Source organism: Facklamia lactis (assembly GCF_015863205.1).
In the GTDB taxonomy this organism is placed as follows: Bacteria; Bacillota; Bacilli; order Lactobacillales; family Aerococcaceae; genus Facklamia; species Facklamia lactis.
In genome coordinates, this window is the sequence record NZ_JACBXQ010000001.1 from 252,795 (window position 1) to 270,192 (window position 17,398).

The following is a 17,398-nucleotide window of genomic DNA, read 5'->3' on the forward strand; positions in this document are numbered from 1 at the left end:
CTCTTTTCTATTTAAATGCATAGGAAATTCTATCATTTCTTAGTTAAGTTTCTTTTGTAGTTCAGCTAAAAGATTCAAAGCTTCTAAAGGAGTTAATTGACTAATATTTAACTCGACTATTTCCTCTTCAACCATCGATAATGAAGGCAAAGGCATCACTTCCTCTTCTTTTTCTTTTTCAAAGAGGGATAATTGCTTAGAGCGAGGTTGGCGTAAGTGCTTAGCGTTCGATTCTAATTCATGAAGCACCTCACGGCTACGTTCAATTAATAAAGAGGGTAAGCCTGCCAATTGAGCAACGTGAATTCCATACGATTTATCGGCAGGCCCTTCCAAAATTTTATAGAGAAAAACTAAATTGCCATCCTCCTCAACCGCACCGACATGAATATTTCGCACAGCATCTAGTGCTTGGTCTAAGTCTGTTAACTCATGATAATGAGTTGAAAAAATGGTAACGGCTTTTACTTCTTGACTGATATGGTAAAGGATGGCTTCTGCTAATGCAATTCCATCAAATGTAGCAGTTCCCCTACCAATTTCATCAAATAAAATTAAACTTCTTTGAGTTGCATTCTGTAGAGCATAATTAGTTTCAAGCATTTCCACCATAAAAGTTGATTGACCACTCGACAAGTCATCCGAAGATCCAATGCGAGTGAAGATTTGATCGACTAATGGTAGGGAGGCTTGTTTTGCAGGAACAAAGCAACCAATCTGATTAAGAATGACACTATAAGCTATTTGCCGCATGTAAGTGGATTTTCCAGACATATTGGGTCCCGTTAATAACAGAACAAACTGACCGTCTTGTACGATGAAATCATTCGCAACAAATTTATCTTTCCCAATTAATTTTTCAAGAACAGGGTGTCGATTTTCAATCAAACAAAAACTTTTTGGATCTTTTGAAATTTCTGCCTGCACGTAAGCTTCTTCTTCACTTAAATTAGCAAAATTACAGAGGACATCTAATTCCGCAATTTTTTGTGCTAGCAGCTGCAAAGAACTGCCATAAACATTAATTTTATTCCTTAATTCAACAAACAATTGGTATTCTAATTGAGTTGCCTTTTCTTGTGCACCTAGAATTGTATTCTCAATTTCTTTTAATTCTTCCGTGATGAAACGTTCATTATTGGCGAGTGTCTGTTTACGAATATATCGATCATCCTTAAGTAACTCCGCTTGATTTCGACTAATTTCAATATAATAACCAAAAACTTTATTAAACCCAATTTTTAACGTTTTTAATCCGGTTTTACTTCTTTCCTCTTGCTGTAATTTTAGTAACCACTGTTCCCCATTATCTAAAGCATCTCGATACTGATCAAGTTCGAGATTATAGCCTGTTCTGATTAGGCGTCCTTCTGTAACTGAAATGGGAGGTTCATCCACTAAAACTTGATTGATCAATTCTAATAAAGAGTCAAACTCCTCTAATTTTTCAAAGGTAGGCTGACTATTATCTTTACCAGACTCATTGATTTGTCGTAGGTAAAAATTAATACGAGGAAGCTGTCCTAAAGATTCCCTTAACTGATCGATCTCACGAGCATTGACGGTCTGCATTGATATTTTTGTTACTAAACGCTCTAAGTCATATATTTTCTTTAAGGTTGCTGAGACTTCTACCCTCTCAAAATAGTGATCAATTAATGAAGCTACTTTCTGATGACGGCTTTTCAAGGCTTTTTCTTTTAACAGAGGTTTGTCCAGCCATTGATGAAGCATTCGTCCTCCCATGGCTGTTTGAGTTCGATCCATTAGCCATAGTAAAGATCCTTTTCTTTTTTGGGTTCGCAAGGATTCTGTTAACTCAAGCTGAGTCTTAGTGTATTGATTCATTTGAAGGTATTGATTTAATTCATAACGCTCAACAGTCTGCATATGATCGAGCTTTTGCTTCTGAACGGAATAAAGATAAGCTGATAAGTATTGTATGAGTTCCATTTCTACTTCATTGGCTTCTTCTAAATCAAGCATGACAGACATATCATCTGCATGATAAATATAATGAGTGATATAAACATTCACTTGGTCCATCATTCGATTTATTTCTTCTGCTGTGAAACCATTAAAAGTTTCCGGATTATAAACCAATTCACTTGGTTTAATCGTCTGAATTTCACTCAGGAATTGGGTCCAATCTTCCGTATGAGTTAAACGGCTCTGACCAGTTGAAATATCAAGATAGATTAAAAAATAAATACCTTCTGCCTTTATAATGGTTGCAAGAAAGTTGTTTTCCTTCTGCTCTAAAGCAGTATCCTCCATGATGGTCCCGGGTGTGATCACTTGGACCACATCTCGTTTCACCATTCCTTTGGTTAATCTTGGATCTTCCATTTGTTCACAGACCGCTACTTTATGTCCGGCTTGAACTAAACGTTTAATATATTCTGTGGCTGAATGATAAGGAACTCCACACATAGGAACAGGCTTCTCTGCCTTTTTATTGCGAGAAGTTAAAGTGATTTCGAGTATCCTGGATGCTTCCAGAGCATCTTCAAAAAACATTTCATAAAAGTCTCCTAAACGAAAAAAGAGGATGGCATCCTGATATTTTTCTTTTAAGGAATGATATTGCTGCATCATAGGGGTATCATTGTTCTTAGCTTTCGCCATTTCTATCATCCTATCCAATTATCTCATAATCTATCGATTCACCTTTAATATCGGCACTATTTTTAAAGCTTTTCCAGTTTGATCATCTAATTCCAAGAAAACAGCGCTTAATAATCTAGGTCCTTTGACTTCAACCTCCATTCGGCTAGGAAGCTGTGTTAGAAAACGATGAATGACCGTTTGTTTATTAAAGCCAATAATCGAATCCGCTGAACCTGTCATCCCAACATCCGTCAAATAGGCTGTACCTTTATTTAAAATATGACCATCATTTGTTTGAACATGAGTGTGGGTACCTACTACTGCCGATACTTTTCCATCTAGCCAATGAGCAAAGGCTTGTTTTTCACTTGTTGACTCAGCATGAAAGTCAATAAAAATATGAGGTGTCCTTTTTCTTATCTGATCAATTAATGTATCCAAATAGACAAAAGCATTGATTCCGATGTTCATAAAGGCGGTCCCGAGTACATTTAAAACAGCAATCTCTAAATGATTGATTTTTACATAATGTACACCATGACCAGGAGTTGATTCAGGCAAGTTAATGGGACGCACCAAACATTTTGCATTGTGGATAAATTCAAAAATATTGCGGTTATCAAAGGCATGGTTTCCTAGCGTGATCACATCAATTCCTTGATTTAAAAGCCATTTGTAATGCTTTTGGTGAATGCCTCTACCATCTGAGATATTCTCAGCGTTAGCGATTGTTAATTGTGGACGAAACTCTTGCTTAATTTGGGGTAAAAATTCCACTATGGCGTTCTGACCGTTTTCTCCAACAATATCCCCAATAAATATTAGTTTCATATATGCCTCTTTCGTTTGATTTAAGTTGTTTCAAAAAGATAATTATTCTTACTAATATATGTATTTTAACAAAAAATATAATAAATAGCATTCATATAAAAACACAACTCCGAGGGAGTTGTGTCAACTTTTATTTAGCGTACTCTACGGCTCTAATTTCGCGAATAACCGTCACTTTAATATTGCCTGGATATTTCATTTCATTTTCAATGCGTTTCTTAACATCTCGAGCTAATACCACTGCCTTAGCATCATTAATCTTATCTGGTGCTACTATGACTCGTACTTCACGTCCAGCTTGAATAGCGTAGGATTGTGAGACACCATCATAGTCATTGGCAATTTCTTCAAGTTGTTGCAAACGGCGAATATAGTTTTCAAGTGATTCACTTCTGGCACCAGGTCGAGCAGCAGATAAAGCATCAGCCGCAGCGACTAATTCTGAAATAATTGAAGTTGGTTTTGTATCGCCATGGTGGGAAGCAATAGCATTAATAACAGTTTCATTTTCTTTATAACGGTTGGCTATTTCTGCACCAATCTCAACGTGTGAACCTTCTATTTCTTGGTCAAGAGCTTTACCAATGTCATGCAATAAACCTGCTCTCTTAGCAAGCGCTACATCCTCATTGAGCTCTCCAGCCATCACACCGGCTAATTTAGCAACTTCTACTGAATGTTTTAAGACGTTCTGCCCATAAGAGGTCCGATAAGCGAGTCGGCCTAATATTTTAATGAGGTCTGGATGCATTGAATGAACACCGACATCAAATACGGCTTCTTCTCCAACTTCTCTTACTTTTTCATCCATCTCTTTGCGGGCTCTTTCAACCATTTCTTCTATTCTGGCTGGGTGAATTCTACCATCTTGAATTAATTTTTCAAGTGCAATTCGAGCAATCTCACGTCTAATTGGATCAAAACCACTTAATACTACCGTTTCCGGCGTATCATCTACTATCAAATCGATTCCTGTTAGACTTTCTAAAGTACGAATATTTCGACCTTCTCGTCCGATAATTCGTCCCTTCATATCATCATTGGGTAGGTGAACAACGGTAACAGAATTTTCAGTCACTAAGTCCGTTGCACTTCGCTGGATAGCTTGTAAAATGACACTTTTCGCATTGCGATCTGCTTCATCTCTTGCTTTCTGATCAGCATCTCTAACCATAACAGCAATTTCATTTGAAAGAGTTTCTTCAGTTTCTTTCAAAATAATTTCTTTGGCATCGTCACGTGACATCATGGCAACTTTTTCTAACTCTTCTTTTTGCTGAGCTAATAAAGTTTCGATTTCCTCTTTATTAACATCAATTTCTTCCTTACGCTTTAAATAGTCAGATTCTTTTGTTTCCAATAATGCCTCACGATTATCGAGTAAATTACTCTTCTTTTCCAGGTTTTCTTCTTTTTGGATCAAACGATTTTCAAATCTCGTAGCCTCTTGACGACGGTCTTTGAGCTCTTGTTCAATCTCATTACGATATTTAATATTCTCTTCCTTCGCTTCAAAAAGCGCTTCACGTTTCAAGTTTTGAGCTTGATTGATGGCATCATCTATTATAGCTTCAGCATTTGATTTTGCTCCAGCTAACGACTTTTCATCAGCTTTTTTCTTAAGAAAATATCCAATCGCAACACCTGCAATTAAAGCAACGATAGCGAAGGCGAGTGACATACCCATGTCCAAGAGAATCACCTCCGTATCTATTATATTTTATTTTTCATGTTAAAAGTTAGAACATAAAATTGTGGTTTTCCACATTATAATAATACTTTTAATCAGAGTAAGTGTCAAATGAATCCACCAGTTTCCTTTATTAATCTATCTAAATGCTTATAAAAAGAACTATCAAGATGATTGATAGTTCCGTAAAATTATTCTTCTTCAATTGTTAATTGCTCAGCTGCGCTGTTTAACTGTGTTTCAGTATGATCTTCTTCTTTACTACCAATCTGATAATGTTCACGAACTTGTGTTTCAATTTCTTGGCGAATAGAAGGATTATCATCTAAGAATTGTTTAGCATTTTCTCGTCCTTGACCAATTCGTTCGTCCTTATAAGAATACCAAGAACCAGCTTTATTAATAATATCAACATCTGCCGCCATATCCACTAACTCACCCGTTTGAGAGATGCCAACACCATAGACAATGTCTACCATCGCTTCTTTAAAAGGAGGAGCCATTTTATTTTTTACAATTTTCACTCTTGTACGATTACCATAGGCTTGTCCTGCTTGCTTTAAGGTTTCAGTTCTTCTTACTTCCATTCTAATCGAAGAATAAAACTTTAACGCTCTTCCCCCAGGGGTTGTTTCTGGATTACCGAACATGACCCCAACCTTTTCACGAATTTGATTAATAAAAAAGGCAATCGTTTTAGTTTTATTAATTGACCCTGATAGTTTTCGCATTGCTTGTGACATCAACCGAGCCTGTAATCCGATATGAGAGTCACCCATCTCACCTTCAATTTCAGCTCGTGGTACAAGAGCTGCCACTGAATCGACTACCACGATATCAATCGCTCCTGAAGACACAAGCGCATCCGCAATTTCTAATCCTTGCTCTCCTGTGTCAGGTTGCGAAAGTAAAAGCTCATCAATATCGACTCCTAATTTGGCAGCATATTGAGGATCTAAAGCATGCTCTGCATCAATAAAGGCTGCTAACCCTCCCTGCTTTTGAACAGAGGCTATTGCATGCAAAGCAACAGTTGTTTTACCTGATGATTCAGGTCCGTAGCATTCAATAATTCTTCCCCGTGGATAGCCTCCAATTCCTAGGGCTACATCCAAAGCTAAAGACCCAGACGGAATGGTTTCAATATCTCGATGTGTCTGATCACCTAGGCGCATAATAGCACCCTTACCAAAATTCTTTTCAATTCCTTTTAATGCTTGATCTAATGCTTTTTTACGATTCTCATCTACCATATTTTTCCTCCATTCTTAACCTCTCTTATTCTATCAATCCTATCTAATTTTTTCAAGAGATAAACGAACCTTTGTTCGATTTTAATTCTAACATATCTTTTACCTGTTGCAAAGCATATTTTCTTGCTAATTCTCTCACATAATGTCTCCCTCTGGGAGGAATTTGATACTCTCGACTACTAATAGTGCCAAGTGGTCCACAAACCGTTACAAATACTTGACCAGCAGGATGTCCCTGATCTGAACCAGGTCCCGCTACCCCAGTCAATGAAAGACTATAATCTGTTTGTAATAAGCTTTGAGTGGCTTTCGCCATCTCAAAGGCGCATTCTTTACTATACACAGAATAGCGTTGTAGGACTTGGGGATCTATCTTTAACAGGTCAATTTTGCTTTGCTCTTGATAAGTTACTAGAGCTCCACGAATCACTTTTGAGGCACCGGGAATCTCTGTTAAGGCAGCTGATACTTGACCTCCTGTTAGACTTTCAGAGATACCAAGTGTTTGCCCCCTCTTGGTTAAAGCTTCTATAATATAAGTTTCAATTGTTTGATTTTCACCATAACCGATAAAATAGGGATCTAATTTAGCGAGAATTCGGTCGGCTATCTCTTGGCTTAATGTCTGAGCCTGCAAAGCATTATTACTTTTCGTCGTGACTCTCACTCTAATTTGCATGGGTTTCGAATAGATAGCAATTATTGACGGGTTATAGTCGGACATAATATCTTCTATCTGATAAGCCAATTGGGCTTCGCCAATTCCTGAGAAGTTAAGATTCACCGTCTGAATAATGGGAAGATTTGATAATTCTGATAATAAATAAGGTTTGATAGTTTGATGGAGCATAGCTGATAATTCAGCAGGTGGCCCAGGTAAGCAAATGAAATATTGCGAATTTTCATTCTTATAAGCCGTTCCACATGCTAAGCCATCTTGGGTCCTAAATGGAACTCCCCCTTCAAAATAGAGAGCTTGCCTGCGGTCGGTAGGAGTCTGATTTCTGCCTTGCGACACAAAATAGTGTTGAATATAGTTCCACTGTTCTTCATCCAAAACAAGATGAGTAGACAAAAATTCGGCCACCACTTCCTTTGTTATATCATCTGGGGTGGGGCCGAGTCCGCCTGAAAGGATAATAAGATCCGCTCGCTTTATTGCAATTGTTAAAGCTTCCTTAATAGAGGATGCCTTATCGATTACCACCTGCTGGTAGTTTCCTTCAATTCCTAAATCGAGTAGAAAACTAGCCAAAATTTTACTATTAGTATTCGTGATTTCTCCCCGTAACAATTCAGTTCCAACGCTGATGATTTCAGCTTTCATATTAACCTCCCCTATAGATAACCCAATATCATCTAAATGCGCTTGTAAATATAAAAAGGCAAGGCATATTGATGCCTTGTCTTCGTCACTTATAGTTCATCGATTAACACATGACGTGCTTTATAGAAATATTCGACTCCCGAATACAGGGTGAAAATTAAGCAAATAAACATTAAAAGCTCTGCTAATGAAAAAGGAAGCCACGTAAAAGCCATATCATTCCAAAAAAAGAATAAAATAGCAAACATTTGAGTAAAGGTCTTGATCTTACCAGGCCAAGCAGCTGCTAAAACTTTCCCATCATGACGAGCAAGAAGTACTCGTAAACCCGTTACTAATAATTCTCGACTGATGATAATAATCGCCATCCAAGCTGCAATTTCACCCATTTCTACTAGCATAATAAGAGCAGCTAAGACTAAGAGCTTATCAGCCATAGGGTCAGCAAAAATACCAAAGGCAGTGACCAAATGATACTTGCGGGCTAAATAACCATCTAAATAATCAGTAATAGAAGCAATAGCAAAAATGAGCCCTGCAATAAAATGTAAGGTAGATACTTGGGTCCCCAACCAATTTATCTGGCCCATTTCAAAATTAAAGGTTAAAATTCCAACAAAAATCGGAATCATAATGATTCTAAATACAGTCAAGCGATTCGCAATATTCATAGGTCTAATCTCCAACCGCTTCTGTCGTCTCAGTACTGCTTTCATCACTTAGTCCCTCAACATCAAGTGATTCTGTCGAGTTGGCCGCTTCATCGGCATCCGAACCGACTAAGAAAAGAACAGAGGAAGGAACAGCGGGATCTACTTCTATCTTCTTGCCATTAACAGTGAAGGCTCCCCCTTCAGGATAACCAAATTCTAATCGAATTTCTTGAACGCCTGCATTTGCTTGGTATTCAAAACTTTCACCAGCTGGAATCGTTTGATCCACCACCATTGCGCCATCTTCATAAATCCCTAACCATACAAATGATTCAGCTTCAGCTCCAAACTTATACTTGTCTAAATTGCCTTCAAGTTGATAAGTCTTTTCACTGCCTTCTTCAGATTTCTGCGTAATTAACTGGTCGCCCACTTTTATCTGATTTTTATCTGTTTCTGTCGATTCTTCAGTGGTTTCAGTTGTATCCTCATTACTTTCAGCTTCATCTGCTTCTTCCTTTTCGCTCTCATTGTCTATCTCAAGACTGGAAGAAGGCTCTACTGACTCCACAATACTAGTCGTAGGTCGAACTTGCGCAGTTTCTTTTTGTTTCTCTTTCTGCAAATCTTGAATCGCAAAGAACAATATCAGAATAATGAGGATAATAATCCCTGTCAAAATAAAAAGTGGAATATAAGATAAAATCATCTCCAAACGATTTTTATCCTCACCTGAGTGTCGTGTTTCCAATCGACTCGGTAATTCCTCTTCCTTCTCTTCTATCAAGCTCGCTTCAGAGGAAGGATCATTTTGAACTTCTAATTCATTTGCATAATCCTTTAATAATTGGTCACCATCAAGTCCTACCATATCTGCATATTGCTTAACAAAAGCCCTAACATAAAATGTGCCAGGGACTTCATCATAATGACCCTCTTCAATCGCTTGTAAATATTTTTTTTGAATTTTTGTCATTTGTTGTAAAGTATTTAATGTATATCCCTTATTTACGCGGGCTTCACGTAAACGTGTACCTAATTCACTCATGCCAGCTACTCCCTTTTTGTCATTTCTAAAATATTATAGCATAAACAAAGCTATTTGACGGTATATTCTGTATCTTATCATAAAAAAACCTCAATAGGATACAAGGAAGATAAATAATTTATACATTTTCTAATAGATCGCGAATTAATGTATACATATATTTCTCCGCATCAAACACTTGTAAATCACTTGCTTGTTCACCTAATCCAATATATTTAACTGGAATATCTAATTCGTGACGTATGGATAGGATAACGCCCCCTTTTGCGGTGCCATCTAATTTAGTCAGAACGAGGCCCGTAATTTCCGTTGCTTCATTAAATTGTTTGGCTTGAGTCAAGGCATTCTGTCCAGTAGTTGCATCTAATACTAAAAGTACCTCTTGAATACCATTTGGATTTTCTCTTTCAATAATACGTTTAATTTTAGCTAATTCTGCCATCAAATGAACTTTTGTTTGTAAACGCCCTGCCGTGTCGACCAAGAGATAGTCATAATTTTCGGCATTTGCCTTCTTCACGGCGTCAAACACAACGGAGGCTGGATCGCCTTGATCAATCCCTGTTACGACAGGAATATCTAATCTTTCCCCCCAAACATTCAACTGCTCAACTGCTCCCGCTCTAAAAGTGTCAGCAGCAGCCATTAACACCTTGTGCCCAGATTGCTTAAGATTATAAGCTATTTTACCAACTGAGGTTGTTTTTCCAACGCCATTAACCCCAACAAAAAGAACAACCGTTGGGCCATTTGGATTTTCGATTAAATCAACACTTGCTTGACCATCTTTCTCATAAATAGCTACCATCTCTTCCAACATTACCCGCTTAACATCTTCTGGTTTATGAACATTTTGTTCCTCTACTGCATCACGAATCGCATCAGTTAAGGCCAAAGTCATTTGAAATCCAACATCGGCACCGATCAGAACTTCTTCTAAATCATCATAAAAATCTTCGTCAACTTCACGCCATCCTGTAAACAGATCAGAAATTTTATCTGAAAAAGATTTTCGCGTTTTTTCCATGCCTCGATCATATTTCTCAAAGACAATTTGTTCCTCTTTTTCTTCTATTTGGTCCTTAACGACTTTATCTTCGCCGGTAAAGGCACGTTTAATGCGATCAAATAATCCCATATTATCACCCCTTCTTATTTAATATAATGATAAATAGCATGAGCCACGCCATCTTCTATATGACTTTTCGTGACAAATTGAGCCATTTCTTTAATTGCTGGGACGGCATTCCCCATCGCAACCCCTGTTCCTGCCATCTTAATCATACTCTCATCATTCATCTGATCACCGATCGTCATCATTTCTTCCATCCGAATCCCTAGGTGATCGCCCAATTGTTTTAAGGCTCTCCCCTTGTCAACTGATTTTTTCATAATTTCGAGTTGAAATGGGTGTGAACGTGAGATACTATAACGCGATTTTAGTTCTGGATTCATTTTAGGGATTTGATTTGCTAAATGTTCCTCATCCACGGTAATGACAAATTTTAAAAACTGATGTTCTTCTGAAAAACTTGCATAATCTTTCACTGTGCTTGGAGCCGCCGTCAACTTGCTCGCATAAAAGCTTTCGTATCCTTCCGGATAGGACAAGGGTTCATAGACCCACTCGCTATCAATAACATTTATCGGTAAATCTAATCTTGCTGTCTCTTGATACCAGATCAGCATGTCTGCATGGGTCAAACTATTCTCGACAACAATCCGTCCATCTATCGAACGTCTTACTTGAGCACCATTAAAGACAATTAAATAATCTTCCTCACTTTTCAGCCCAATTTCATCAATCAGAAAATGAGTTGCTAAATAGGGACGCCCCGTACATACAACGATTTTAATCCCTTTCTCGTGAGCATAATGCAAAGCTTGTAAATTATTTTTGGTTAGTTGCTTCTTTTCATTTAATAAAGTTCCATCCAAATCAGTGGCTATTAACTTAATCATCCTATTCATCCTTTATACCTTTAAGAGCAAATTTGCCCCTTAGATTCTCTTTCGTCATTATACCATAGATGAATTAAAATATAGATTAAAAAAACCGTGCCATTTCAGACACGCCACTTTTTTATTTAACTCATGTAAATCCTGCTTCTGTAGTTGATGAAAGCTTGTTTATCTTAGTTTAGGGATTCTTATCTACTGGTTTCATTTTTTCTAACATTAACTGTACATATCCTCTTGTTTCGATTTCTGACTCAATAAATGAAAACTTTTTTCATCTCATTATAAAAAGTTTAATAATCTTCTTCAGAATAATCATCTAAGATTTCAATTTCGCAAAAAACCCAATTTTTCAATTTTGTCAACATTTATAGTTCTTGTCTTATTTCTATCACCGTAAGTTTTTCTATATTTATCAATGGTCAAAACCTTTGTAAAACCGGTAGCTAAAATATCTTTTACAAAATCTAATTGTTTTTATTCACTTCATTCCAAATTCTTGGTTACATGGTCTCTTTTCTAGTAAAACTGCCTAGAAGAGTATTATTTTCCCAACGTAATCGATAGATAAAACTTCCAATAACAACCTCTTCATTCTCTTTTCCATGCTCTTTAAAATATTTATCAACTTATCTACTTTCCCTTTTTATGTTCATATTTATCATTCAAATATTCAATTGTAGTTTTATAGTCTATTTCACTCTTAATGGAAAATCTAACCACTAATTCATTCATTACTATATCTCCTATTTTTTGAAAATTGATTTTTTTAATACTTCTTCTCACGAGTCTCTATATATGTAAGGAGTTAACGCTTCAAGATTCATACCTTATAAAATCATCTTAATTCTGTAAATAGAGCCCTTTTTCTACACTCAATTTCACTAATTCTTGGACTAGCTTCCACAATTCTTCAGATTCTTCTTTAATGAAATTTTTCTTTTCTAATACTAATTGTGCAGGAATATTATCAGGATTGTAATTTGGCTCTGAAACGGATAGATGATTGATGAGTGGTATTAGGGCATCAATCACTCGTGCATACCTTGCCTCATTGCTGTCGCCTTTTTCAAATTCTAACCAAATCCTTTTTATATTTAGATGTTGATCACTGGGAAGTAAACTCAATGTTTGTTCCAGCGACTTCAATTCTTTATCATGTGAATGTATCTTTTGATTCGCATCAAAAACCCAAGTGTCACCAGCATGTATCTCGCCTAAATCATGTATTAATAACATTAACATGACCTTTCCCATATCTAACTTTTTAGGGTAATATTTCTGAAAAATAATGGAAGCCAACGCAGCTTGCCACGAATGTTCTGCACTATTTTCAAATCTTTCATCTAACGTTCTATTAAATCTTGTTATTGTCTTTAATTGTTCAATTTCTTCAATGAACATTACTTGTTTTACAATTTTTTCCAAAATATTAACCTCATTTCATATTTAATATTATATACGTTACCTAAAGGAATTAGCTCTTTTACAAAAATTTAAGTGTTTATAATCCCTTATTTCTACTTCTTTAAATTTTCAAGGTCTATATTAGCTTTATAAAAGGAATAAGTCCAGTCATTTTTGGTTACGCTTCCACTAAAAATCAAGTAAAAAGCTTTGAAACCAAATAATCTCAAAGCTTTTTATTTATAATATCCCATACTTTTGCCTATATTATGCTGCTTATAACTTCTCCTATTCAGTAATTCCTTGAGCTTCTTTTAATTGAACAGAAGCGAGTTTTGAAATACCTGTTTGTTCCATTGTAACACCATATAAGACATCTGCATACTCCATGGTTCCTTTTCGATGGGTAATGACAATAAATTGGGTCTTTTCAGTAAAGTTATGGATATATTCACCATAACGATAAACATTAGCATCATCAAGAGCCGCTTCAACCTCATCTAGCACTACAAAAGGAACGGCCTTTGTTTCAAGGATCGCAAAAAGTAGCGCAATTGCGGTTAAAGCTCTTTCGCCACCTGAGAGCAAGGCTAGATTTTGTTTGCGTTTACCAGGCGGTTGGGCAGTAATATCCACGCCAGTGGTTAATAAATCCGATGGATCAGTTAATTCCAGTTGTGCTCTTCCCCCTCCAAACAAACGAACAAAAGTCTTTTGGAATTGAACATTTATAGCTTGAAAAGCCTCTTTAAAACGAGTGGAAACTTCCTCATCCATTTCGTCAATCGTTTGATTGAGCTGGGCCATTGCCTCTAGTAAATCTGTTTCTTGTTCTTTTAAATGAACAAACCGATCATGTAATAACTGATAATCTTCAATTGCAGCGATATTAATTGGTCCCAAACGATCAATTTCTTGACGCAATTGCTTGATTAGATTTTGACGATTAGGAACTTCATCTCCAGGTTGACTAGCTTTTACGGCAGCCTCATAAGACAATTGATAATTTTCACTAAGATAGGACAAGTACTGATCAATTAAGCTACCATATTTTTCAACTTTTGCTTCTAGTTTGCCTTCCTTTTGATAGAGATCTTGTAATTTTGCCTCAAAATCACGATTCTTAGCTTGGGTTTGGCGGATCGTATCATTGAGGGTTTGACGAATTTGTCTGGCTTCTTCTAGTTGAACTTGGTTTTTCGTTAATACTTGTTCGAGTTCAGATAAATTCTGCTGAATCATCGTGCCTTCAGCCTGCAATGCCTCTAACTCTTCTCGTTTATTGATTTCTTGGCTTTGATTGTTCTCAATGTTGGATTGCAATCGATAGATGTCATCACAAAGTTCTTCTTCTTTTGAATGGTTTTGTTTTAATTCTAGTTTTAAAACAGCTAACTGCGTCCTCGCTTCATTATATTGTTCTTGCAACGCAAGAACTTGCTGGTCGCGATCCGTTTGATTCAATTGATAATGCTTAATTGTTTCATTAAGTGAGGCTATTTTTTCTTGAATGTGAGCCAATTTGTCTTGTGCCTCTTTAAAATTTTGCTGACTCTCTTGAAAGTTATCTGTTAATTGATGAAGATCATCTTCTAGTATTAATTTTTGTTGGGTTAATTGCTGATAGCGTTGGTCTAATTCTTGATATTGAGCCCTCAAATTTGTCAAAAATTGGTAAGTATTTTGAACTTTCTGATTATTTTGAAAAGCCACTTCTTCAGCCTGCGATACTTGAATTTCGATCTCTTGATGCTTTTGAACTAAAACTTGATAATGAGCCTGAGCTTCCTCTAGTTCTTTTTTTACTTGATCGAGTTGATTCTGGCGAGCTAACATTGAGGGTTGTTTCTTTTGAACCCGTCCCCCCGTGACGGCTCCTCCTGGCATGATGACATCACCTTGCAAGGTCACGATTTTCACTTGCTGGTGAACTTGTTTGGCCAATAATTGTGCCGTGTGAAGGTCCTCTACAATGGCTGTCGTTCCTAATAATTGCTGAATGACCGATTGGTATTTTTCAGACACAGCCACTCGTTCAGAAGCGATGCCTAAATAGCTAGGATGTGATCTAAGTACTTCTAAGTGATCTTGACGTAAAAATCGACCTTTAATATTGCTTCTTGGAAGAAAAGTAGCTCGGCCTGCACCTTCTTGTCGTAAATATTGAATTGCCTCTTTAGCTGCTTGATCATCTTCTACAATAATATTCTGTAAGCCTGCACCTAAAGCTATATCAATCGCAGTCTGAAACTCTGAATCAACTTGTATAAGATCGGCTACCGTTCCATCAATGCCCCTTAACGACTGGCGGTGATTCATCACTGCTCTAACGCCTTGATAATAGCCTGAATAATCATTACGCATTTGTTCAAGGGAGTGATATTTTGATTCTAAGATTCTTAAAGGATGTTCTTCTTGATAAATCTGCTTTTGGAGCTGCTTTTTTTGTTCAATGATAACTTCCAATTGATTTTGACTTTGTTGAGACTCCTTTTGCAAAAGCGTCAAGTCAGTTTCCAATCTAGATATCTCATTTTGTTTTTCTAGTCTTTCAGGGTTTATTTCTTGTAGTTGAGCATCGATTCGATCGATTTGGTCCTGAAAGTTTTGGCTTTTCTTATGATAATTCTGAATGGTTTCTTCCATTTGTTGCAGTTGATTTTTTACATTGCTTTCTTGACGGTACTCTTCAATCATGTCTGCTCTTAGTTCTTCTAACGCTTCTGGATTCATTTCACTTAGAGCTTGAATTTGCTCTTTTGATTGATGAAGGGTCGTTTCTACTTGTTGAATATTGTCTGTGATTACCTTTCCTTGTTGCTGTACTTGTTCTAATTCGTACTGATTAGTCGCAATCTTCTCCTGCCAGTTTGCTTGACTCTTCTCCCGCTCTTTACTGGATTGCGTCGCATACTCTATTTTTTGTTGAATAACATGATATTCACCACGTTGACGCTCAATGGTTTGGCTATCTTGCTGAACGGTTTCAACCAGTCGATCAAGTTGATCATTTAGTTGATCAAGTTCCTCTTGACTGTGTGTTAACTGCTGATGATGATCATTTTGTTCTTGGTTTAATTTTTGTAACTGTTCTTGAACTGTCCCTAAGTCTTCTTGAGCTTTTTGCCAGACTTTTTTGCTTTGGTCGATTTGATAAGTATAATAAGCGATCTCATGTTCCTGGAGTAATTGAATTTTCTCTTGATAAATCAGAGCCGTTTCTCGTTGCTCCTTTAAAGGCGCAATTTGTCCTTCAAGCTCAAACAGAATGTCCTTCACACGGTTTAAATGCTCTTGTGAGCGTGATAATTTACGTTGAGCTTCCTGCTTACGATGCTGATATTTCTGAACACCTGCTGCTTCTTCGAAAATTCCCCGTCTTTCTTCCGGTTTACTCAAAAAGATTGATTCCACTTTCCCTTGTGAGATCATGGCAAAGGAATTTTTGCCGATACCTGTATCTAATAGTAAATCCGTTACATCCTTCAAACGTACGACTTCATTATTAATTAAATAGGTACTTTCACCTTTACGGTTATATTGACGCGTGATGGTCACTTGTTTACGATCATAATTAAAATAATGATCTTCATTATTCAAAACTAGGGTCACTTTTGCCACATTCACAGGCTTTCTTTCTTGCGATCCATTGAAAATAACATCTTCCATTTTATTTCCTCGCAAGCTTTTAGCCGATTGTTCACCCAATACCCAGCGGATTGCTTCTGATAAATTGGATTTACCACTTCCATTCGGCCCTACTACCGCTGTTAAGCCCCGATCGAAGGTAATCACCGTCTTATCTGCAAACGATTTGAAACCTGTCATTTCTACTTTTTCTAAATACACTAAGGTTTCCCTCCATTATCATAGGCATTAAGTGCCTCTCTAGCGGCTTGCATTTCTGCTTCTTTTTTACTTTTGCCTTTTCCTTGCGCTTGAAGTTGATTCTCTACAAATAAACCCGCAGTAAAGACTTGACTATGGGGAGGACCTTCTTGTTTTAATAGTCGATACTCAATCTGAACGGCTCCTTTTTGTTGCACCAACTCTTGAAATTTTGTCTTATAGTCTTGACTGGTTATTTCTAAGATCGTTTGATGTGGAGCTAAGAGGATGGGGGTTAAGAATGACTTAACAGCTTCTATTCCTTGATCGATATAAAGAGCTCCCAAAAAAGCTTCAAAACAATCAGAAAGAATCGACTCTCTTTGTCTTCCACCTGACTCAGCTTCTCCCTTACCCAACTTTAAATATTGGTCAAAGGAGACCTGACGAGCAAGGTAAGCTAACGAAGGTTCTCTGACTAATTGGGCACGCATCCGGGTCAAATGACCTTCTGCTTGCTTAGGATAAGTATGGTAAAGGTATTGACTAACAACTAGTTCCAAGACGGCATCTCCCAAAAATTCTAAGCGTTCATTTGATAGCGAATCTTTATGAGCTTTCTCGTTTACATAAGAAGTATGATTAAAAGCTTGCTGAATTAGTCCTTGGTCTTCAATCTTTACTTGTAAGTCTCCCTTTAAATAATTTATTAATGGTTTCATTCGACATCTTCCCCTTATTGACATACGTTGATTTTACCAAAAGAAAAGCATTTACTCAAAGGCAAAGTGT

General features: G+C 36.9%; 12 protein-coding genes. All 12 read right to left on the bottom strand.

Annotated features, from left to right (window positions below):
* Nucleotides 1-39: 39 nt before the first annotated feature.
* Nucleotides 40-2,628 carry a DNA mismatch repair protein MutS gene (mutS, locus tag HZY91_RS01145; protein ID WP_197113848.1) on the bottom strand — a complete coding sequence of 863 codons (2,589 nt, stop codon included), beginning with the start codon at nt 2,626-2,628 and terminating at the stop codon, nt 40-42.
* A 30-nt stretch (nt 2,629-2,658) separates the two neighbouring features.
* A complete protein-coding gene (locus HZY91_RS01150) occupies nt 2,659-3,441 on the bottom strand; it encodes a TIGR00282 family metallophosphoesterase (RefSeq protein WP_197113851.1) in 783 nt (260 codons plus the stop codon).
* A 130-nt stretch (nt 3,442-3,571) separates the two neighbouring features.
* The gene (gene rny / locus HZY91_RS01155; RefSeq protein ID WP_438940335.1) at nt 3,572-5,128 is read right to left on the bottom strand and encodes a ribonuclease Y; all 1,557 of its coding nucleotides are present in this window, start codon (nt 5,126-5,128) and stop codon (nt 3,572-3,574) included.
* Between the two features lie 194 nt (nt 5,129-5,322).
* Nucleotides 5,323-6,384 carry a recombinase RecA gene (recA, locus tag HZY91_RS01160; protein ID WP_197113857.1) on the bottom strand — a complete coding sequence of 354 codons (1,062 nt, stop codon included), beginning with the start codon at nt 6,382-6,384 and terminating at the stop codon, nt 5,323-5,325.
* A gap of 52 nt (nt 6,385-6,436) precedes the next feature.
* Complete coding sequence (locus tag HZY91_RS01165; protein ID WP_197113860.1) at nt 6,437-7,711, bottom strand: competence/damage-inducible protein A; 1,275 nt, start codon at nt 7,709-7,711, stop codon at nt 6,437-6,439.
* Nucleotides 7,712-7,800: 89 nt separating this feature from the next.
* Nucleotides 7,801-8,382, bottom strand: coding sequence for a CDP-diacylglycerol--glycerol-3-phosphate 3-phosphatidyltransferase (gene pgsA / locus HZY91_RS01170; RefSeq protein WP_197114545.1), 582 nt, complete (start codon nt 8,380-8,382; stop codon nt 7,801-7,803).
* Nucleotides 8,383-8,386: 4 nt separating this feature from the next.
* Nucleotides 8,387-9,412, bottom strand: coding sequence for a helix-turn-helix domain-containing protein (locus HZY91_RS01175; RefSeq protein WP_197113863.1), 1,026 nt, complete (start codon nt 9,410-9,412; stop codon nt 8,387-8,389).
* A 118-nt stretch (nt 9,413-9,530) separates the two neighbouring features.
* Nucleotides 9,531-10,550 (bottom strand): signal recognition particle-docking protein FtsY, encoded by a 1,020-nt coding sequence (gene ftsY, locus HZY91_RS01180; protein WP_197113866.1) that lies wholly within the window; start codon nt 10,548-10,550, stop codon nt 9,531-9,533.
* A 14-nt stretch (nt 10,551-10,564) separates the two neighbouring features.
* The gene (locus HZY91_RS01185) at nt 10,565-11,374 is read right to left on the bottom strand and encodes a Cof-type HAD-IIB family hydrolase (RefSeq protein ID WP_197113869.1); all 810 of its coding nucleotides are present in this window, start codon (nt 11,372-11,374) and stop codon (nt 10,565-10,567) included.
* Nucleotides 11,375-12,214: 840 nt separating this feature from the next.
* Nucleotides 12,215-12,775, bottom strand: a complete 561-nt coding sequence (locus HZY91_RS01190) for an HD domain-containing protein (RefSeq protein WP_197114547.1) — start codon at nt 12,773-12,775, stop codon at nt 12,215-12,217.
* A 291-nt stretch (nt 12,776-13,066) separates the two neighbouring features.
* Complete coding sequence (gene smc, locus HZY91_RS01195) at nt 13,067-16,627, bottom strand: chromosome segregation protein SMC (RefSeq protein WP_197113886.1); 3,561 nt, start codon at nt 16,625-16,627, stop codon at nt 13,067-13,069.
* Nucleotides 16,627-17,328: a ribonuclease III gene (gene rnc / locus HZY91_RS01200; protein ID WP_197113889.1), complete on the bottom strand. Its 702-nt coding sequence runs from the start codon at nt 17,326-17,328 to the stop codon at nt 16,627-16,629. Before rnc ends, smc begins: the two co-directional genes overlap by 1 nt.
* Nucleotides 17,329-17,398: the final 70 nt, after the last annotated feature.

Coding starts and splice junctions, on each gene's coding strand:
- mutS (WP_197113848.1), bottom strand. CDS start 2,628: ATGGCGAAAGCTAAGAACAATGATACCCCTATGATGCAGCAATATCAT.
- HZY91_RS01150 (WP_197113851.1), bottom strand. CDS start 3,441: ATGAAACTAATATTTATTGGGGATATTGTTGGAGAAAACGGTCAGAAC.
- rny (WP_438940335.1), bottom strand. CDS start 5,128: ATGGGTATGTCACTCGCCTTCGCTATCGTTGCTTTAATTGCAGGTGTT.
- recA (WP_197113857.1), bottom strand. CDS start 6,384: ATGGTAGATGAGAATCGTAAAAAAGCATTAGATCAAGCATTAAAAGGA.
- HZY91_RS01165 (WP_197113860.1), bottom strand. CDS start 7,711: ATGAAAGCTGAAATCATCAGCGTTGGAACTGAATTGTTACGGGGAGAA.
- pgsA (WP_197114545.1), bottom strand. CDS start 8,382: ATGAATATTGCGAATCGCTTGACTGTATTTAGAATCATTATGATTCCG.
- HZY91_RS01175 (WP_197113863.1), bottom strand. CDS start 9,412: ATGAGTGAATTAGGTACACGTTTACGTGAAGCCCGCGTAAATAAGGGA.
- ftsY (WP_197113866.1), bottom strand. CDS start 10,550: ATGGGATTATTTGATCGCATTAAACGTGCCTTTACCGGCGAAGATAAA.
- HZY91_RS01185 (WP_197113869.1), bottom strand. CDS start 11,374: ATGATTAAGTTAATAGCCACTGATTTGGATGGAACTTTATTAAATGAA.
- HZY91_RS01190 (WP_197114547.1), bottom strand. CDS start 12,775: ATGTTCATTGAAGAAATTGAACAATTAAAGACAATAACAAGATTTAAT.
- rnc (WP_197113889.1), bottom strand. CDS start 17,328: ATGAAACCATTAATAAATTATTTAAAGGGAGACTTACAAGTAAAGATT.